The sequence below is a fragment of the Limnospira fusiformis SAG 85.79 genome (assembly GCF_012516315.1).
GTDB lineage: Bacteria > Cyanobacteriota > Cyanobacteriia > Cyanobacteriales > Microcoleaceae > Limnospira > Limnospira fusiformis.
In genome coordinates this window covers 898,169-919,026 of sequence record NZ_CP051185.1, presented here as the reverse complement: position 1 = coordinate 919,026, position 20,858 = coordinate 898,169, and the positions used below count along the sequence as shown (strand labels likewise).

Below are 20,858 nucleotides of genomic sequence, written 5' to 3'. Positions count from 1 at the left end.
TTTTTTAAATCAAACGCCCTTTTTACGGTTGCACTTGACCATCTGGGAAAACTCGGATGTTAACTGGGTTAAAGAAAAGAAGGCAGATTAGACGATCGCCAGCCTAGAACATTCTCTATTGATGGGATGTGTGGCAAAATCAGGGTCAGAATTAGGGATGTTGGGGATTCTGAATCAAAAAGCCCGTCTTAGTTGACTTCCCCGCAACCGAGACTCCCGTAACAGAACAACATCACAGGGATGATGCCTTTTTTAAGCCTTCCCAAACTATCCCTAGTGTTAGGGATAGTTTAGGAGTGCTTTTGACTAGACCCTGAAGCAAGCTAACAATGTTATTGAAAGCTCTAACTATTGGCGATAAGCGCGATATTTAGATCGCGTCTTTGACTAGGATATCATACTTTTTCTCATTTTTATATCCGATTTGTGCAACTTTTTCAGGGTTGAGGGATATTCCCCGAAGCAACGATAGAATTGCTCGGAAAATCTGCCCATGTGGGAGAAGCCGTAGGCGCTGGCGATCGCATAAATGGTGCTTGGGTCTGCACTAGGTCCGCAAAGTTCTTCCCGGACGGCGTTCAGTTTGCGGGCGCGAATATATTGCTGTACCCCTACGCCGGTAATTTCTTTGAAGGCGTATTGCATGGCTCTGGGGGAAATGCAACACTGTTGACATAACTCCTCATTGGTGAAGTTTTTGGCTAAATTACTGTCGATCATGGCCTGGACTGTGGCAAAGATCCAATACCGTCGAGTGGGTTTGAAAATTTGGCGATCGCCACGCTGTTCAAAGGTATAGTCTAATAATTCCCGAAACTGACACAAAAATTTTTCTCGCAACAGTGCGGCTTCCTGGGGAGCCAAAAGACCTCGACGATACAGACATTCAGCCGTAGGAAACCACTGCTGCATAAATCTGGTGAAGTTGGCAAACCTAATCGGGTGGACGGTCAAAACTGCTTGATTCGGGTCCTGGCTATTTTCCCAAAATTTCTCTGGTAATAGGTCCAGGTTGGCTAGGAGTTCATCATTAAAACAAATATATAAACCATGCCAACCGGGGGGAAAACCTGATGTATATTCGATCTGGCTGCGATGAACGGCGATCGCATTACCAATGGGGTCTGTATAGCCCATCCAAGACAATATGGGATGATGGGGATACAAGCTGAGGGAAAAATGGGTTTCTCCTTCGGGAATTACATGGCGATCGCTAAACAGATTTTCCGTGAAAAAATGCGCTATTTCTATCCCCGGAAAAGCTACTTCTCGATGTTCGATGCGAAATACTCCTTCTCCTAAATGAAACCCCTCTATCCAGGTGGGTAATACTTCACTCTGAGAGTCTAGCGCCAAGGCTCGGCGAACGTTGTACTCAGCACACATCGGGTGATACAGATCTATACGGTTGACCATAATCTGCTTCAATATATGTGGATTAGTTGTAACACCCAATCATTGATGATACAACGGTTCAATGTGTCTTCATCCTACCAAAATTTAGATGGGGATTAGTTGTAACACCCAATCATTGATGATACAACGGTTCAATGTGTCTTCATCCTACCAAAATTTATGCCCGATAATTCTATCTTTCCTCTTGACAAACTCCCATAAGTTGACATATACTAGAAGCATGGGAAAATGTGCGGGCATATATCAGTTTTTTGGTTATCCTTGATATATTCGGGCATTCTCCTGGAACTATCTGTAATTGGGGCAGTTTCTGAGACTCCTGCCACCACCTTTAGGGGGACTGGGGGGGTTTCGGCTACTTCCTCACCTCCCCAGGAAAATATTATAGCGTTTCTCATCTCCATAAGGTACGGCCCTCACCCCAAACCCCTCTCCCAGAAAGAGAGAGGGGCTTGGAAACGTACCTCATGAGTCCGGGAACTGCTATAATCAACCTTCCCTCTGTCGAGAGGGTTTTGGGTGGTGTAACTAAGGAGTGATTTTACTGATAAGTTATCCCCGCATTTCGCATTCTGTCTATGGCTTCTTGAATGCGGCTTTCTTTGTTAGTTAAAGCCATGCGGATAAAACCTTCTCCCGCCGCGCCATAACCGTTCTCATCTCCATAAGGTACGGCCCTCACCCCAAACCCCTCTCCCAGAAAGAGAGAGGGGCTTGGAAACGTACCTCATGAGTCCGGGAACTGCTATAATCAACCTTCCCTCTGTCGAGAGGGTTTTGGGTGGTGTAACTAAGGAGTGATTTTACTGATAAGTTATCCCCGCATTTCGCATTCTGTCTATGGCTTCTTGAATGCGGCTTTCTTTGTTAGTTAAAGCCATGCGGATAAAACCTTCTCCCGCCGCGCCATAACCGTTGCCAGGGGGGACAAGCACGCCGCATTTCTCTAATAGCAATTTGGCAAATTCTGTGGAAGTGTAATTGCTGGGAACCGGGACCCAAATATATAATGTGGCTTTGGGGGGTTCAATTTTCCAACGGAGAGAACGCAATCCTGAAATCACTAAATCGCGGCGATGTTGATAAATATCATTCAGCTTTTGACGGTCTGACTCTGAGGTTAAATAAGCAGCGATCGCGGCTTTTTGAATAGCTTTAAATACACCAGAATCCACATTAGTTTTAACTTGGCTTAATCCCTTAATCCCGATTTCATTACCGACGACAAACCCAATGCGCCACCCGGTCATATTATAGGATTTAGACAGGCTATGAAACTCAATAGCAATATCTTTGGCACCGGGAACCTCTAGGACACTGGGCGCTCGATAACCTTCATAACAAACCTCGGAATAGGCGTTATCATGGCATAGTAGAATGTCGAACTTTTGACAAAAATCTACCATGGTGCTAAAGTCTTGTAAGGTGGCGATCGCACCGGTGGGATTGTTCGGGTAGTTTACCCAAAATAATTTAGCCCGCCTAGCTATCTCCTCTGGAATTGCTTGTAAATCGGGTAAAAAGCCATTTTCGGGCTGTAGGGGAACATAGTAAGGCTCTCCCCCGGCGAAGAGGGTAGAAGTGCGATAGACTGGATAACCAGGATCGGGGATTAAGACAATATCCCCAGCTTCCACAAAAGCTAAGGCTGTGTTGTGGATAGCTTCCTTAGAACCGACAGAGGAGATGATCTCGGTTTCTGGGTTTAAGCCATTCACCCCAAAGCGACGAGACATCCAAGCGATCGCCGCCTCCCGGTATTCTATCATACCCCGATAGGGCGGATAGTTGTGGTTGGAGGGGTCTTCAATGGCATCGTGCATAGCCACCCTGATATGATCCAAAGTGGGCTGGTCAGGATCACCCACTCCAATATTAATTATATCTACCCCTTGAGCAACCAGTTCTATGCGTCTCCGGTCAATTTCAGCAAACAGGTAGGGGGGGATTTTTTCTAAACGTTTAGCAAACTGCATTATCACTCACAGGGGGTTGGTTCATTAGGTATAAGCCAGAAAATTATACCAGAAAACTCTTACAACCCAGCCATGAACAGCAGTAAATGAACGGCGATGTCAACCCTGTGATCACCTCAATTACAGGCTTTTTAGTTAAATTATTGCCAAAAGAAAATCGGCAGCAACAACAACTCTAAATTAAATGCAACAGTTTCGGGTTCAAGGTGACCCAGGTTGATTAACTGTGTTAGGTTCCGAACCTAGGGACTAGGTACTAAGCGAATACGTCCGGCATCCATTTCGTCCATCAGTAATTCTAAGGCTTCATAATCCACATCGGAAATATAACCCAGTCGAGTCAGTTCATAGTTAATCCCGTTTTCGATTTCGGGGGTGAGACATCTAAAGTAAAGTGCTTTAGATACCAGTTTTCGAATTCCATTGGTGGCTGACATGAGTGGTCAAGTAACTCAACTTATGTTAATTCTCCAACCAATAAACAGTCTGGCTGGTGATTTTTATCTCCATAAATATGTGATCTAAATCACGCAGTCTGGCTCTTGGGGGTTGGTGATAGCAGAAATTAAGATGCTGCTATATTATGAGACAATCAAACAGTTTTTGTCTGTGTTTTTTAATACAATTCTTGTCATATCATGACAAGTTGATCGTATCTGAATAAGTTAACAAAAACTTAATCTTTGTGCCACGGGTAATATAATACCTGCCCCATCAAATATGGCCAACCAAGCCCAGCATAGAAAATAGGGAGGATATTTTAATTCCCAAAATCTGGATATCTATCAACTAATTATCAGCCCCAAAACCCAGGAAATAGGCAGCCAGGAAGTCCTGTAGTGAATCAGGAAAATTTAATTTACCAGAATTGCACCGATGATGTATAATGGTGTTATATGCGTCATTTCTAAGCCAAACATAATCAAAACGTATAAGTAAAGATTGCCGATTAAGAATCATAAGAGGTAGAAAGTGGCAGTTTCAGTCAAAGAATTAATCACACCAGAAATTAACCAACCAGCGCGATATTTAGGTAACGAATTAGGGGCGAAACACAAACCCTGGGAATCAGCGGCAGTGCGCTGGTCTCTCACCTATCCAGAAATCTATGAGGTAGGAGCCTCGAACCTGGGGCATATAATCCTCTATAATATCATCAATACCCAGCCCCGACAATTATGCGATCGCGCCTATTTACCGGCGGCGGATCTGATCACAAAACTGCGAGAGACGCAAACCCCGTTATTTGCGGTAGAGTCCCGCCGTCCTCTGAGGGAATTTGATATTCTGGGGTTTAGTCTCAGCTACGAACTAGGGGCCACGAACATTCTAGAAATGCTGGATCTTGCCCAAATTCCCCTAACCTGGAAACAAAGGCAGAATCGGGATGGACAAACCCCCCTAGGAGAAATACCGCTAATCTTCGCGGGAGGTCAAACGGCGACATCGAACCCGGAACCCTACGCGGACTTTTTCGATTTTATCGCCCTGGGGGACGGAGAGGAACTCCTCCCGGAAATAGGTTTAGTGATAGAAGAAGGGAAAGCGGCAGGGTTAACCCGGGAACAACTGCTGTTAGACCTAGCCCAAGTGCCTGGGGTATACGTTCCCCAATTCTATGATATGGCAGGGGATGGGTCAATTCATCCCAACCATCAGGAAGTACCCACAAGGATTATCCGCCGGGTGGCGACTCCGATGCCAGCCTATTCGATTACAATGGTTCCATTCGTGCAAACAGTTCACGATCGCCTAGCCTTGGAAGTGAGACGAGGTTGCACCCGTGGCTGTCGTTTCTGTCAACCGGGAATGTTAACCCGTCCGGCTAGAGACGTGGAACCGGAAGCGGTGGTAGAGGCGATCGCCAAAGGGATGAAAGCAACGGGATATAATGAATTTTCCCTATTATCCCTAAGCTGTTCAGACTACCTATCATTACCCGCAGTGGGAATGGAAATCAAAAACCGTCTGCGCGACAGTAACGTATCCCTATCCCTACCCAGTCAACGAGTCGATCGCTTTGATGAAAACATTGCCAACATCATCGGCGGGACCCGCAGCAGTGGCCTGACCTTTGCACCAGAAGCGGGGACCCAAAGAATGCGGGATGTCATCAATAAAGGACTCACCAATGAGGAATTGTTACGAGGAGTAAAAACCGCCTACGACCAAGGTTGGGATAAAATCAAACTATACTTTATGATCGGCTTGCCGGGAGAAACGGATACTGATGTCCTAGGTATCGCCGAAACAGTCCGCTGGTTGCTGCGCGAATGTCGGGAACACCGCCGCCGACCCCTGAGCATTAACCTGACCATTTCCAATTTTACCCCCAAACCCCATACACCCTTTCAATGGCACAGCGTATCAACCAAAGAATTTCAACGCAAACAGCAATTGCTAAAAGCTGAATTTCACCGCCTCAAAGGCGTTAAAGCCAACTTTACCGACGTGCGGATATCGGCTATGGAAGACTTTATCGGTAGAGGCGATCGCCGACTAGGGCCGGTAGTCCAACGTGCTTGGGAACTAGGGGCCGGAATGGATGCCTGGTGGGAAAGCCTAGATCGTGCCTTCGCCGCCTGGACCCAAGCCATAGAGGAGTCGGGGTTAGGCTGGAAATATCGGCAAGTAGAAGCGGGGGAATGGAACCTCATGGAAAATGCGATCGCGGAGGACAGCCAGGACCACAGCCACCGTGAACAACTACTAGACCAACCTCTACCTTGGGACCATATCAACACCGGAATAGACAAAAACTGGCTGAAACAAGACCTACAAAAGGCGATCGAAGCGGCCACAGTTCCCGACTGTTCTTTCGCCGCCTGCTCCCATTGTGGGGTATGTGGTCCAGAGTTAGGCCATAACGTAGTATTTACACCCCCACCCATTCCCGAATTTGCTGGTCATTTTGTCCCGCCTTCCCAACGAGTCCAACGGGTGCGAGTCTGGTTTGGCAAATTGGGAGACATGGCATTAGTCGGACATCTTGACCTGATGAAAGTTTTTGATCGGGCTGTCAGACGCGCAGAATTGCCCATATCCTTCACCGGAGGCTATCATCCAGGCCCCCGTATATCCCCGGGAAATGCACTGCCTTTGGGGACCACTAGCACCGGGGAAATTGCGGATTTTGACCTGGCGGAGACTATGGATATACAAACCTTTCAACAGCAACTATCCGCCTCTCTCCCCGACAACTTACCCATTTATCGGGTCGCAGAAGTGGACGTTAACTCGCCGGCGATCGCCGAAACCATAGAACACGCTACCTATATCATCCATTTACAAGCCACAGATGAGACTATTACCCCGAATCATTGGGCCGGTTGGGTGCAGGCTGTACTCAACAGTTCAGAAATCTTGTGGGAAAAAACTACGAAATCGGGTAGAATCAGAATTATTAACCTGCGTGAGCAGTTGTTACAACTAGAGGCGATCGTAAAAGAAACAGTCAAAATTCCACTATGGGAATTAGACCAACCACCCCAAAACGCTACCCTATTGCGTTATTTGGGAACCTGTCGCAATGATGGAACTCAACTGCGACCAGAACAAGTGGTTTATATGCTAGAACAAGTTAGCGGCCAGGAATTGCAACTAATTTCCATCCACCGAGAACATCTAGCGCTACGCGCCGAGGTTACAGGTGCGGCTGATTTGGGGTATAATGATCTAATCTGTACAAAACCTGATTCACCCTAAGACCTAAGCCTAATTTAGGCGATCGGGTTGAGGGTTATAACCAAGGTAGAGTCAGGCTTGGCCTGTTTCAAGTGGTAAGCGTTGGATATAAGCGCCCAGATTTATCCATCTTCCTCCTTCCTCTATGATCACTCCTGCTAACCCTGTCGGGTTAACCGTCAGCACCCCCGGCTGAAGCACGGGGGCTTCGTGCCCCCCTTTCAGGTAGCTGACCAGCTATAGCCTTAACTGGCTCCGTTCAGAGCAAGAGTTAAAGTTCCTACCCGGGAATGCGTGCTAGTTCCAGGCCCTAGAACCGAATCGTTAAACATCTCTAAGGGGTTAAGGACGTGCGATTTGGATAGTACCGACTCTGAACATTGGCGTTCGCGCAGCGTGCGCGTTAGCGCAAGCGCAAACATTACCCCGCAAGGGAGTCGGAGCCAACCATAGCTCCATGGAGGGGCAACCATACCCCTCCACCCCGCAAGGGGGTGCTGGCGGCGGTCAGCCGCTTGAGTCGGTTTTCCTCTCCGTGATCAATCACGGAGCTTCCAACCCTCCCAGGAGTTTTACGTGAGGGGGCTCTGGTGGAATGATGCCGAATCGCCCGCTACAGTTCTGGAATCAGACTTAAAATCATTATTGCAGGACTTGGGTTGGGCTGACGGAAGATGATCACCAAAATTGGTTCGTGAAAATCGGACAAGAAAACAGGTAGGGGCGGGTATGTCAGACCACGCCGCTGCGGGAAAAAAGTAGGCGGGTGCTAGCGCCGCCATGAGAAACACAAGCAAAAAAACCCAGTTTCTTAGGAAGACCTTTTTTGAAAACCTGTAGGGGGGGTGCGCGAGGTACCCCGCACGGGATATGCTTTCGGGGAAACCAGCCCGGTAGGGTGGACTGCATCCCGATAATTGGCATAAACACGAAAAGCTTTCTGATGTGACGCACCAACCGAAGCAGGCTTTGTGCTGCGGGACACGCGACGGGGGAAACACCAGCCAACCTGTCGCGGTAGTAGGGGCGGGTGCTATATCCGCCATCGGAAAAACCAGCCAACTACCTGCACCCGCCCCCAGGGTGCTATATCCGCCATCGGAAAAACCAGCTAACTGCCTGCACCCGCCCCCAGGGTGCTATATCCGCCATCGGAAAAACCAGCTAACTACCTGCACCCGCCCCCAGAGGTCGCAGGCAGCATTAGAAAAACCGGCCAACTTTCTGCACCCGCCCCCAGAGGTCGCAGGCAGCATTAGAAAAACCGGCCAACTTTCTGCACCAGCCCCCAGAGGTCGCAGGCAGCATTAGAAAAACCGGCCAACTTTCTGCACCAGCCCCCAGAGGTCGCAGGCAGCATTAGAAAAACCGGCCAACTTTCTGCACCAGCCCCCAGAGGTCGCAGGCAGCATTAGAAAAACCGGCCAACTTTCTGCACCAGCCCCCAGAGGTCGCAGGCAGCATTAGAAAAACCGGCCAACTTTCTGCACCAGCCCCCAGAGGTCGCAGGCAGCATTAGAAAAACCGGCCAACTTTCTGCACCAGCCCCCAGAGGTCGCAGGCAGCATTAGAAAAACCGGCCAACTTTCTGCACCAGCCCTACGCCAAACAACGAACTCACCCGCCTTTGTGTCTTCGATGACCTAGTGGTTTCGATAAATGGTGATATGAATAAGACCAAAAGTTCCCGGCGGAAGCATCTTCAACCGACAATGGCTACTATTGTAAGTCCCTTCGCCCCGCGCACACAGATGATTATTGGGCAAACGGCACGCTCTCTCATCGCTCTAGCCACCACAATATCAAGCTCACGCAGAGCCGCCTACTCGGTCAAGTGTTGCAAAGTTTTGAGGAAATTAAATGTCCAAGCAAATTATTATTGCAGAGCAGCATAGGATCGCTGCAGTTTTTTCTGAAGACGAGATTCAAGAACTTGTGGTGGCAACCGGAAACCAACAAGTTAGTGATATTTATTTAGGAATTGTTGAAAATGTCCTGCCCGGAATAGACGCGGCTTTTGTCAATATTGGCGACCCCGAACGCAACGGGTTTATTCATGTTTCCGATTTGGGACCGCTAAGATTAAAGCGATCGTCCGGTTCCATTACCGAACTATTGATGCCTCAACAAAAGGTTCTTGTCCAAGTGATGAAAGAACCCACCGGCACCAAAGGACCAAGATTGACAGGGAATATTACCCTACCAGGACGCTATCTCGTCTTAATGCCATTTGGCCGAGGTGTAAATCTGTCTCGCCGTATCCGCCTTGAGACAGAACGCAATCGCCTTAGAGCCTTGGCTATTTTAATTAAACCCTCTGGTATGGGTTTATTAGTCCGAACTGAAGCCGAAGGTATGGCAGAAGATGCCATTTTGGAAGATTTAGAAGCCTTACAAAAACAGTGGGAAGAAATCCAACAAGAGGCCACCTCGACCCGACCTCCCGCACTGCTGAATCGAGATAATGATTTTATTCAACGGGTGCTAAGAGATATGTATAGCACCGAAGTTAATCGCATTGTGGTGGATTCCGCTGATGGCATTAGACGAGTTAAACAGCATTTGGTCAATTGGAGTGTTGGTAAAACTCCCCAAGGAGTCTTGATTGACCACCACCGAGAACGTATCCCTATCCTTGAATATTTCCGCGTTAATGCTGCTATTCGAGAAGCACTACGCCCGAGAGTAGATTTGCCCTCTGGAGGATACATTATCATTGAACCAACAGAAGCCTTGACCGTGATTGATGTCAACTCCGGTTCCTTTACCCGCTCGGCAACTTCTAGGGAAACTGTCCTCTGGACTAACTGTGAAGCGGCTACCGAAATCGCCCGTCAACTGCGCCTACGCAATATCGCTGGGGTGATTATTGTTGACTTTATTGATATGGACTCCCGCAGAGATCAGCTACAAGTCCTTGAACACTTTAATAAGGTCTTGAAAGCAGATAAGTCTAGACCACAAATTGCTCAATTGTCTGAGTTGGGTTTGGTTGAGTTGACCAGAAAACGCCAAGGACAAAATATTTATGAGTTGTTTGGCCGTAGTTGTCCCACTTGTAACGGCTTGGGACATCTGATTCACCTCCCCGGAGAGTCAGCAGCCGATAGCGCTGAAGCCTCTGAACGATTCATGGTTAGCCCCAAATCACTATCTAACCCCCCTGGTTTTGATACCGGAACTCGCACCGCACTAGGACAGGAAACTCGCCGAGTTCAAACCTTATCTTCTGCATCATCTACCGAACCTCTTATGCGCGATGATTCGGAAATGGTTTCTGGTGAACTTGATACAGGAGGTAATTTCCCAGAGTTGGAGTTGCTTAATCATCCCAGTTATCAAGACATTGGCGGTGGTAGCAATATCCGCCGCCGCCGCCGCCGTCGTATTGGTGATATTGAACCCTTAGTCAAGGGGGAAGAGGGAAATCGTTCTATCCGCGTTAACTCCGCTAATACCTATAATGACACGACTAGGACGGAAGCTAATACCGATGTTCTCTTGAACGATCGCCAAGAACTTACGGAACGATTTCCTAAGTCGGTTAAGTCTGATTCTATCAAGGCTATCCCAGAACCTCCAGAAGTGGTGGCGGTGGAAATGACCGGGGATGAACAAGATGTTTATGCCCTCATGGGGATTTCTCCCTTGGTACTCTCTAATCAGTCGGTCAAAAATGCTAGAAATGCGATCGTAACAGTTCGTTTACCAGGTGATACGCCTTTACCTCTGTCTACTATTTTGGAGGAGGAAACTGACACTACCCTCTCCTCCTCCTCTGCGCCGACTATCTCAATTCCTCAAAGCGTACAAGTCCCTCCGACTGCAAATCTGATCTCTCAAGATGACCAAAACCTGGTTTCTGATGATGTAGAAGATACCACTGACGATTCTCAAGAGTCCCCGGAAATCCCAGAGCCTGGGGAACTACTAGATGTTAGTGATTTAACAGATAACAGCCAACTACCAGATCCTAATGATGAACTCGAAGATTCTGATTATATTTATGTCTCGGAAGATTCCGAAAACTTGGACCTAGAGACATCGCCTGAAGACACACCCGTTATTCGCCGCCGCCGTCGCCGTTCTTCGGCGGTTCCTGAGTGAGTATCCCTTATCCCTACCTATCCGCTTCCCTACCCCTGTTTATTCAGGGGGAAAATAACCCCATTGAACAACTTTCCTGGACTGCTGTGGCTGGTATAGATGAGGTGGGAAGAGGAGCTTGGTTTGGCCCGGTGGTAGCGGCGGCTGTACAACTGTCAGAAACAACTATCTTAGAACTTGCTGCGGCTGGGGTTAAAGATAGTAAAAAATTGACCCACAACGATCGCCTCAGTTTATCTACTTTAATTAGATCTAAGGCGATCGCTTGTCAAATTGGTTGGGCTTCGGCACGGGAAATAGACCGCCTAAATATTTTACAAGCTACCCAACTCGCTATGCGGCGATCGATTCTTAAATTGCAACCGCCACCACAATTTTGTTTGGTTGATGGGAACAGACTTATCCCCAATCTGTCTATCCCACAACAGGCGATCGTCAAAGGGGATAGCCATTGTGTTGTCATCGCCGCCTCTAGTATTGTCGCTAAGGTATGGCGTGATGAACTTATGACCCGCTTAGATCGCACTTACCCACAATATGGTTTCGCTCAACACAAGGGATACGGCACTAAACAACATAAACAAGCCTTACAATCTTATGGTCCTTGTTTTCACCATCGCTTCTCCTTTGCTCCCGTCCGTCAATATTTCGAGTCGGGGGCGGGTTAACTCAGTGACGCACCCACCCGCCTGCCCCGCAGTCCCTAGTGTCCGGGTTTTCCATGCCATCATACAAATCTCACGCACCCTACAACCCCCTACCGTTAAGGCGGGGGCGGGTTAACTAAGTGGGCTGGTGAGAATCATGACTGACTGCGGAACTCCCCCCGACAACCACTTGACTATTGGGTTGGGTGGCAATTTCTTGCTCCTGTACCTCACAAGTCCATCGCTCATAGTCCGATAATAAATTGTGCATTAATCGCTGTTTTATCGTTAATAAAACGCTTTTAAGCAAACCGTTTCCAGTGGCTTCAATTATCGGTTTAGGAGTTAGCGACAACGGGTAGGGGACCTCCACCTGTACCTCAAGATCCGCTTGACCCCTCAGATAGGTGATACCATTGATTTTGTACGGCGCTAATCTGCCATATAGGTTCAGCGAAAACCTCTGGTTAATGTATTCAATACCCCGAATTTCACAACCCCGCGATCGCAACCTTACCGTTCCATTCGCCAAAGCTGATACTTTCATATCTACTGTCGGTTGAATGGTCAGCATCATAAATGACAGGGGACGCATTTTTAAGCGAAAGCAGTCCGCCTCCAACCTCTGTAGCCTATTTGGATCAACTAAGGCGTTCACCAAACGTTGGGGCTGACGTAAATAGTGCTGGATCGGAATACTTTGCTCACCTACCGCAATTTCCACCGATTGGGAAGCTGTAAATCTATTAAGCATGGGAGACGGTATAAATCAACAGTTGTTAACCTACATTAACAAAAATTAACTTTTTTGAACGTGACTGCCATCACCCCAAGTCCTCAAGTAGTCTTAGATTATTCTTAGATTGGGGTTTTGGCGTTTAGTCTTTCCATCATAACCATCATATTGATGAGAACCTTGTAAAGAATTACAACAACCTCAATTGGGGAGAGTCCATTTATCCCTACCCTACTGGTCCTAAATAAGCCAAGTTCAACTCAATAGACCGCCTTCGACCCCTGTTCACACTCCCCCAAACCTCACACCATACCAACCTAAATTTAATTGATTAGTGGTTACAATGACTGTCTCTATTGCTCATTTAGGCCCCCCAGGTACTTATGCTGAGGCGGCGACTCTGGTTTATGCCGACTATCTAACCCAAACTACAGGACATAGGCCTTTACTATGTCCTTATCCTAGTATCACCCAAACTCTACAAGCCGTCGCTAACGGTGATGTCGCTCTCGGAGTCGTTCCCGTCGAAAATTCTATTGAGGGTAGTGTTACTATTACCCTTGATGCTATCTGGAAGCTAGATCTAATTCGCATTCAAAAGGGCCTGGTTTTACCTATTTCCCACGCTTTACTATCTAACGCTCAGGGATTAGCAGACATTAAAACTGTCTACTCCCACCCGCAAGCCTTGGCTCAGTGTCAGGGATGGCTCGAAAAATTTCTCCCTAATGTTCAGGCTATCCCTACTAATTCCACTACAGAAGCACTACAATATTTGCAGGAAACTACTACCGCTGCGATCGCATCTGGACGCGCTGCTGAACTTTATCAGTTACCTATTTTGGCTCATCCAATTAATGATTATCCTGACAATTGTACCCGATTCTGGGTCGTCAGTTTACAGCCTTGGCCTGGGGGTAATTATACTTCCTTAGCTTTTAGTGTTCCCGCTAATGTTCCTGGTGCTTTGGTTAAACCATTACAGATTTTTGCCCAACGCAATATTAATCTAAGTCGCATTGAGTCCCGTCCTACTAAGCGATCGCTTGGCGATTATTTGTTCTTTATTGATATTGAGGCTAACACTGATCATCAATCCGTGCGATCGGCTTTGCAAGAACTCAAAACTCACACCGAAACTCTCAAAATTTTTGGCAGTTATAGCATTCTTAACCATCAACCACAATCCCCATGTTGATTTTTTTTTCAACAAAAATTAATGTCGCCACCCGTGGAGGGGTTGACAGGTGGCGGGAAATTATGGTAGGCTGGGAGGTAATTCCTTATAATGGGAGGCTTGACCAAAATATTTTTTAAGCACAGATTTCCATTATATAAATATACTACCCCAACTCGCTCACTAAGTCAAGCCCCTTTTCCGGGTGAGGCTGGGCGCGAGGGGGTGTTGATTTTTTTTTCAACAAAAATTAATTGCGCCACCCGTGGAGGGGTTGACAGGTGGCGGGAAATTATGGTAGGCTGGGAGGTAATTTTTGATAATGGGAGGCTTGACCAAAATATTTTTTAAGCACAGATTTCCATTGTATAAACATACTACCCCAACTCGCTCACTAAGTCAAGCCCCTTTTCCGGGTGAGGCTGGGCGCGAGGGAGTGTTGATTTTTTTTTCAACAAAAATTAATTGCGCCGCCCGTGGAGGGGTTGACAGGTGGCGGGAAATTATGGTAAGCTGGGAGGTAATTCCTTATAATGGGAGGTTTGACCAAAATATTTTTTAAGCACAGATTTCCATTGTATAAACATACTACCCCAACTCGCTCACTAAGTCAAGCCCCTTTTCCGGGTGAGGCTGGGCGCGAGGGGGTGTTGATTTTTTTTTTCAACAAAAATTAATGTCGCCACCCGTGGAGGGGTTGACAGGTGGCGGGAAATTATGGTAGGCTGGGAGGTAATTTTTGATAATGGGAGGCTTGACCAAAATATTTTTTAAGCACAGATTTCCATTATATAAATATACTACCCCAACTCGCTCACTAAGTCAAGCCCCTTTTCCGGGTGAGGCTGGGCGCGAGGAGTGTTGATTTTTTTTTCAACAAAAATTAATTGCGCCGCCCGTGGAGGGGTTGACAGGTGGCGGGAAATTATGGTAGGCTGGGAGGTAATTCCTTATAATGGGAGGCTTGACCAAAATATTTTTTAAGCACAGATTTCCATTGTATAAACATACTACCCCAACTCGCTCACTAAGTCAAGCCCCTTTTCCGGGTGAGGCTGGGCGCGAGGAGTGTTGATTTTTTTTTCAACAAAAATTAATGTCGCCGCCCGTAGATGGGTTGACAGGTGGCGGGAAATTATGGTAAGCTGGGAGGTAATTCCTTATAATGGGAGGCTTGACCAAAATATTTTTTAAGCACAGATTTCCATTATATAAATATACTACCCCAACTCACTCACTAAGTCAAGCCCCTTTTCCGGGTGAGGCTGGGCGCGAGGGGTGTTGATTTTTTTTTCAACATTTAATCTGGATAAATAAGCCCAGGCGCAGAATATTAACGAAAAAATCCCGCCGCCGTAGAGACAAGGGCTGCCTTGTCTCATGAGGCAGGCTTGGTCTGTCAACTACTGCCCTAATTTAGGGCATCCTTTAACACAGTTCTAGCAGCTAAATGATTGCGAGTTGAAGTCAGAATTTCAGCTTCCCTTTCCAAACGAGCTACAGTATCCTGCATTTCTAAAAGCATCTGTTGTTCCGCTGCCACCCCATAGAGGTTACTAGCAACCCAGTAGGATAACTCTGTGGGTAAATCAGGAATATCATCGGGTAATTCGATGGGCTGATCCATTAACTTACTGGAAAGATGAACCACATCTCGCAGTAAATTAGCCACATCCTTAGCCAAAGGTCTAAGATCGGTAGTTGGTGGCTCATCTTCGATCCATTCCACCAAACCAACCAGATAAGGCTTTTCCCGGACAGCTTCGAGGACGCGAAATCGTTGTTGTCCCAAGGTCACAATTTTCATGCGATCATCAGGTAAACGCTGATACTGAATGACCTCAGCACAGCAGCCTACCGAAGCCACTTGTCCTTGAGTAGGATCGAACATCAAAACCCCAAAGCGACGATCGCCGTCTAGGATAGTGTTCATCATAATTCGATAACGGAACTCGAAAATATGTAAAGGTAGGGGTCGATGTGGAAACAGAACCACTTCCGGTAGAGGAAACAGGGGAAGTTCTCGAACAGCAAGAGAGGAAGATGATGCCATTGTCCCTTAGTACAGTGTGCGCTTCTTTCTTTATACTTTAGCCGATTTCGGACGACCCCTGTTTCGATCACCGAATATATTGAAGAGCGATCGCCCCTAGTGACCCTACAATTTCACCTCAATATCCACCCCAGCGGGTAAATCGAGTTTCATGAGAGCATCAATTGTTTTTGAGGAAGGTTGATAAATATCAATAATGCGGCGGTGAGTCCGGGTTTCAAAATGTTCTCGTGAATCCTTATCAACGTGGGGAGAACGTAGGACACAGTAAATGCGTCTTTTAGTTGGTAAAGGAATCGGACCGAGGGCCGTAGCTCCGGTGCGGTTAGCCGTATCGACGATCTTCTCGCAGGAGGTATCAAGTAAGCGGCGATCGAAGGCTTTAAGACGGATGCGAATTTTTTGCTGCTGAATGGTAGCCATGGTCTCAATTGTTTAGTTTTCGAGGTTCAGTTGAATTAAATAAGCAAGGTCAGAGAGAGCAGAAAAGTGTCCTCAACTCGGAGCACTTTCCTGCCACTTAATTGATCAGTTCAGAATCTAGCGATCGGATTCTAGTTCTAAGCCAGAATCTTAGCAACTACACCCGCACCAACAGTACGACCACCCTCACGGATAGCGAAACGCATCCCTTGCTCAATAGCGATCGGGCAGATGAGTTGTACAGTCATATTAATCCGGTCACCAGGGATAACCATTTCCGGGGTGCTGCCATCGTCAGCGGTAAACTCATCAATAGTCCCGGTTACATCAGTAGTCCGTACATAGAACTGAGGACGATAACCTTTAAAGAAAGGAGTGTGCCGTCCGCCTTCTTCTTTCTTGAGGATATAAACTTCCGCCTCAAACTTAGTGTGGGGAGTAATTGATTTGGGTTTAGCAATTACCATACCCCGTTGAACATCATTTTTCTGAATACCCCGCAGCAGTAGACCGACGTTATCTCCCGCCATCCCCTCCTCAAGAGTTTTCTGGAACATTTCCGCCCCAGTTACAGTAGTGGTGCGGGTATCCTTAATTCCAATCAGTTCAACAGTGTCACCCACCTTGACTTTACCCCGTTCGATCCGGCCTGTAGACACCGTACCCCGACCAGTAATCGAGAAAACATCTTCCACAGCCATCAAGAAAGGCTTATCGATATCGCGCTCAGGAGTGGGGATATAAGCATCTACTTCATCCATCAGAGCATGAATCTTGTCAACCCAATCATTCTCACCGCGAGTAGTTTTGGGGTTTTCTGTCAGAAAGTCCAATGCTTTCAAAGCAGAACCAGAAACAATGGGAATATCGTCACCGGGGAAATCGTATGAACTTAGCAGTTCGCGAACTTCCAATTCCACCAGTTCCAGTAGTTCCTCATCATCTACCATATCGGCTTTGTTCAGGAAAACCACGATACTAGGAACCCCTACCTGTTTCGCCAGCAGGATATGTTCACGGGTTTGAGGCATAGGACCATCAGCCGCTGAAACCACCAGAATTGCACCATCCATTTGGGCAGCACCAGTGATCATATTTTTCACATAGTCAGCGTGTCCCGGACAGTCAACGTGAGCATAGTGGCGTTGTTCAGTTTCATACTCTACGTGAGCGGTATTGATGGTAATACCCCGCTGCTTTTCTTCAGGAGCCGCATCAATATCATCATACTTACGAGCTTTAGCACCACCAGAGGCAGCCAATGTCATGGTGATAGCAGCAGTCAGCGTGGTTTTACCGTGGTCAACGTGACCGATCGTACCAATGTTAACGTGAGGTTTGTTCCGTTCAAATTTTGCGCGTGCCATATTATTGTTTCGTTTGTTCTTCTAGTAATGAATGATCAAGTTCGAGACCGCATAGTTGGTGCGATCGCAGCAGTTTACACCACCACCGCGCTCGCGCCACCATCCTAATCTCTAGTTACCTTTGCTCTTCGCAATGATAGTTTCTGCCACACTCCGAGGCACCTCTTCATAATGGCTAAACTCCATCGAGAAGACCCCCCGGCCTTGAGTTTTCGAGCGGATATCCGTCGCATAGCCAAACATTGTAGCCAGAGGAACTTTAGCCACTACCTTGGCAATGGATTGACTCTGATCAGTTTCCTGACCCTCAATCTGACCACGGCGGGAGTTTAGATCCCCGATGACATTCCCAATGAAATCTTCGGGAACTTCCACTTCAACTTTCATCATCGGCTCCAACAGCACAGGTGAAGCCTTGGTGACACCATTTTTAATCGCCATGGAACCGGCAATCTTAAAGGCCATTTCCGAGGAGTCAACCTCATGGTAGGAACCATCCACCAGAGTAGCTTTGACATCGATGAGTGGATAACCAGCAATCACACCGGACTCGCAGGCTTCCTTCATCCCCTGTTCCGCCGGATTAATATATTCCTTGGGAACAGAACCCCCAACAATCTTGGAGACAAATTCAAATCCACTTCCCGGCTCACCCGGTTCCAATTCAATCACAACGTGGCCATACTGACCCTTACCACCACTCTGACGGATGAACTTTCCTTCGGTGCGAATTGACTTACGGATAGTCTCACGGTAAGCCACCTGGGGAGCGCCAATGTTAGCTTCCACCTTGAACTCTCGTAACATCCGGTCTACCAGAATTTCCAGGTGTAGTTCACCCATTCCAGCAATTACCGTTTGGTTAGTCTCCGAGTCAATTGATACCCGGAAAGTCGGATCTTCCTCAGATAAGGACTGCAAAGCCTTGGAGAGTTTCTCCATATCCTGTTTGGTTTTGGGTTCTACCGCCACCGAAATCACCGGCTCTGGGATATATAAGGACTCCAGGATAATCGAGTTGGCTTCATCACAGATTGTATCCCCAGTCAGGGTATCCTTGAGACCTAAAGCCGCTCCCAAGTCCCCGGCTCGGAGTTCTTCTACCTCAATGCGTTCATCAGACTTGAGAACGATCAAGCGAGAAATCCGCTCTTTCTTGTTCTTAGTGGCATTGTAGATGTAACTTCCTTTCTGGAGAACACCGGAATAGACCCGCACAAAAGTTAAACGTCCATAAGGATCAGCCATCACTTTGAACGCCAAGGCTGATAGCGGTGCATCATCATCCGCATAGCGAACCCCCTCTTCTCCGTCCGGTAGTACCCCTTTAATGGGAGGCACTTCTGTGGGAGCCGGAAGATAGTCTACCACAGCATCCAGAAGCCTTTGAACCCCTCGGTTTTTGAAAGAAGAACCGCAAATTACCGGAACAATCAAGCCTTTAATTGTCCCTTGACGTAAGCTATGACGAATTTCTTCTTCTGTGAGAGCTTCCCCACCTTCGAGCTGTTCGAGATATTTCTCCATCAAAGCCTCATCCGTTTCGGCTACAGCTTCTAGGAGTTTTTCCCGATACTCTGCTACCAAATCTTGGACTTCCTCTGGAATCTCATCACTGACTTGGATATCAGTTCCCAGGTCATTGGTGTACAGATAAGTCTTCATCGCGACTAGATCTACCAAGCCGTGAAAGTCACTCTCACGACCTACGGGAACCTGGATCGGTACTGCATTAGCTCGCAAGCGATCGCGGATTTGACCATAGACCTTAAAAAAGTCCGCCCCGGTGCGATCCATTTTATTAATGAATGCAATTCGGGGAACCTGATAGCGTTCAGCCTGCCGCCAAACCGTTTCTGACTGAGGCTGTACGCCACCGACAGAACAGAAAACTGCAATCACCCCATCAAGAACCCGCATAGACCGTTCTACTTCAATGGTGAAGTCAACGTGACCAGGAGTATCAATGATGTTAATGCGATGATCTAGCCAACTGGTACTAATGGCGGCAGCCGTGATGGTAATACCACGCTCCCGCTCTTGAGCCATCCAGTCCGTTACAGCAGTTCCTTCATGAACCTCGCCCATTTTGTGAACCACACCCGAATAGAATAGAATCCTCTCCGTAGTGGTTGTCTTGCCCGCATCGATATGGGCTGCGATGCCGATATTACGTACTCTCTCAAGCGGGATGGTACGTGCCACAGCTACCTCCTTTTTTAAACCTTTATTAAGATTTTATACGTTTCTGGAACTGACTGCTAATCCAATATTTTAATACCGATAATGGGCGAAGGCTTTGTTGGCTTCTGCCATCCGGTGCGTTTCTTCCCGCTTCCGAACTGCACTCCCGGTTTCATTGGCTGCATCCATCAGTTCTGATGCTAGTCTACTAGCCATCGATCGCCCTGAACGAGTCCTCGAAAAGTGAATCAACCACCGCAAAGCTAAGGTGGTTCCCCTTTCGGAACGCACTTCCATGGGAACTTGATAAGTCGCTCCTCCCACCCGGCGAGCCTTAACTTCTACCAAAGGAGTCGCATTCCTCACCGCTTTTTCAAACAATTCCAGAGGATCAGATCCCGTCCGTTCCTCAATAGTAGCCAAAGCATCATAAACGATGTTGTGAGCTACAGATTTTTTGCCGTGCCTCATGATGCGACGCACCATCATGCTCACCAGGCGACTGTTATACCTAGAATCAGGAGGAACCGGACGTTTTTGAACAACTCTACGACGAGACATACTAAATTTTCCCTCAACACAATCTTAAATTCCTGCCGAGCCAGCAAGACCTACAATAACCCATGTCAACCAGACCCGCCCATAAAATTAGGCTGCCAAAATTTGGGTTAATTCATACTCCGGTCCTAAGCCTTCGGGCGTTTGGCTCCGTATTTAGAACGGCCGTTGCGACGATCTTTGACTCCCGCTGTGTCCAATGTCCCACGAATTATGTGATATCGAACGCCTGGTAAGTCTTTCACCCGACCGCCTCTAATCATTACCACAGAGTGTTCTTGTAAGTTATGACCAATACCCGGTATATATGCTGTCACTTCAAATCCTGAAGTCAGGCGCACCCTTGCTACTTTGCGAAGTGCTGAATTCGGTTTTTTAGGTGTTGTAGTATAAACACGAGTACAAACCCCACGACGTTGCGGACAACTTTTCAGGGCTGGAGACTTGGTTTTTTTATCAGTCTTTTCTCGTGCAGAACGAATTAGTTGCTGTATAGTGGGCATGAGTTACGACATAATCTATGAATTCGT

General features: G+C 47.4%; 16 protein-coding genes. 4 read left to right on the top strand and 12 right to left on the bottom strand.

From position 1 onward, the window contains the following. Positions 1–387: 387 nt before the first annotated feature. From HFV01_RS04525 to HFV01_RS04510, 4 genes are all read right to left on the bottom strand, one after another. On the bottom strand, positions 388–1,416 hold the full coding sequence (locus tag HFV01_RS04525; protein WP_193520866.1) for a helix-turn-helix domain-containing protein: 1,029 nt from the start codon (positions 1,414–1,416) through the stop codon (positions 388–390). A gap of 541 nt (positions 1,417–1,957) precedes the next feature. Then, complete coding sequence (locus tag HFV01_RS04520) at positions 1,958–2,098, bottom strand: hypothetical protein (RefSeq protein WP_006623921.1); 141 nt, start codon at positions 2,096–2,098, stop codon at positions 1,958–1,960. 121 nt (positions 2,099–2,219) lie between these two features. Further along, on the bottom strand, positions 2,220–3,392 hold the full coding sequence (locus HFV01_RS04515) for an LL-diaminopimelate aminotransferase (protein WP_006623920.1): 1,173 nt from the start codon (positions 3,390–3,392) through the stop codon (positions 2,220–2,222). A 242-nt stretch (positions 3,393–3,634) separates the two neighbouring features. Further along, complete coding sequence (locus HFV01_RS04510; protein WP_006623919.1) at positions 3,635–3,829, bottom strand: hypothetical protein; 195 nt, start codon at positions 3,827–3,829, stop codon at positions 3,635–3,637. A 535-nt stretch (positions 3,830–4,364) separates the two neighbouring features. Here HFV01_RS04510 and HFV01_RS04505 point away from each other — a divergent pair. Then, positions 4,365–7,097, top strand: coding sequence for a TIGR03960 family B12-binding radical SAM protein (locus HFV01_RS04505; protein WP_193520865.1), 2,733 nt, complete (start codon positions 4,365–4,367; stop codon positions 7,095–7,097). Between the two features lie 400 nt (positions 7,098–7,497). Here HFV01_RS04505 and HFV01_RS30175 read toward each other — a convergent pair whose 3' ends face one another. Further along, positions 7,498–7,683: a hypothetical protein gene (locus tag HFV01_RS30175; RefSeq protein WP_071533565.1), complete on the bottom strand. Its 186-nt coding sequence runs from the start codon at positions 7,681–7,683 to the stop codon at positions 7,498–7,500. 1,253 nt (positions 7,684–8,936) lie between these two features. Between HFV01_RS30175 and rne the strand changes: the two genes are divergently transcribed. Both rne and HFV01_RS04495 read left to right on the top strand, forming a co-directional pair. Beyond that, positions 8,937–11,183 carry a ribonuclease E gene (gene rne, locus HFV01_RS04500; RefSeq protein WP_006623914.1) on the top strand — a complete coding sequence of 749 codons (2,247 nt, stop codon included), beginning with the start codon at positions 8,937–8,939 and terminating at the stop codon, positions 11,181–11,183. After that, a complete protein-coding gene (locus tag HFV01_RS04495; RefSeq protein ID WP_006623913.1) occupies positions 11,180–11,851 on the top strand; it encodes a ribonuclease HII in 672 nt (223 codons plus the stop codon). The genes rne and HFV01_RS04495 overlap by 4 nt, the downstream gene beginning before the upstream one ends. A gap of 115 nt (positions 11,852–11,966) precedes the next feature. Here HFV01_RS04495 and HFV01_RS04490 read toward each other — a convergent pair whose 3' ends face one another. Further along, positions 11,967–12,584 carry a DUF1997 domain-containing protein gene (locus HFV01_RS04490; protein WP_006623912.1) on the bottom strand — a complete coding sequence of 206 codons (618 nt, stop codon included), beginning with the start codon at positions 12,582–12,584 and terminating at the stop codon, positions 11,967–11,969. A 325-nt stretch (positions 12,585–12,909) separates the two neighbouring features. On the opposite strand from HFV01_RS04490, the gene pheA reads away from it, so the two are divergent. Then, positions 12,910–13,764 carry a prephenate dehydratase gene (pheA, locus tag HFV01_RS04485; RefSeq protein WP_006623911.1) on the top strand — a complete coding sequence of 285 codons (855 nt, stop codon included), beginning with the start codon at positions 12,910–12,912 and terminating at the stop codon, positions 13,762–13,764. 1,390 nt (positions 13,765–15,154) lie between these two features. Here pheA and HFV01_RS04480 read toward each other — a convergent pair. The 6 genes from HFV01_RS04480 to rpsL all read right to left on the bottom strand — a co-directional run bounded on the left by HFV01_RS04480 (position 15,155) and on the right by rpsL (position 20,831). Next, positions 15,155–15,796: an LON peptidase substrate-binding domain-containing protein gene (locus tag HFV01_RS04480; protein WP_006623907.1), complete on the bottom strand. Its 642-nt coding sequence runs from the start codon at positions 15,794–15,796 to the stop codon at positions 15,155–15,157. A 105-nt stretch (positions 15,797–15,901) separates the two neighbouring features. Then, positions 15,902–16,219: a 30S ribosomal protein S10 gene (rpsJ, locus tag HFV01_RS04475; protein WP_006619096.1), complete on the bottom strand. Its 318-nt coding sequence runs from the start codon at positions 16,217–16,219 to the stop codon at positions 15,902–15,904. A 137-nt stretch (positions 16,220–16,356) separates the two neighbouring features. After that, on the bottom strand, positions 16,357–17,586 hold the full coding sequence (gene tuf, locus HFV01_RS04470) for an elongation factor Tu (protein WP_006623906.1): 1,230 nt from the start codon (positions 17,584–17,586) through the stop codon (positions 16,357–16,359). Between the two features lie 111 nt (positions 17,587–17,697). After that, positions 17,698–19,791 (bottom strand): elongation factor G, encoded by a 2,094-nt coding sequence (gene fusA / locus HFV01_RS04465; RefSeq protein WP_035759237.1) that lies wholly within the window; start codon positions 19,789–19,791, stop codon positions 17,698–17,700. 69 nt (positions 19,792–19,860) lie between these two features. Next, positions 19,861–20,331: a 30S ribosomal protein S7 gene (gene rpsG / locus HFV01_RS04460; protein WP_006623904.1), complete on the bottom strand. Its 471-nt coding sequence runs from the start codon at positions 20,329–20,331 to the stop codon at positions 19,861–19,863. A gap of 125 nt (positions 20,332–20,456) precedes the next feature. After that, positions 20,457–20,831, bottom strand: coding sequence for a 30S ribosomal protein S12 (gene rpsL, locus HFV01_RS04455; RefSeq protein WP_006619092.1), 375 nt, complete (start codon positions 20,829–20,831; stop codon positions 20,457–20,459). Positions 20,832–20,858 lie beyond the last annotated feature (27 nt).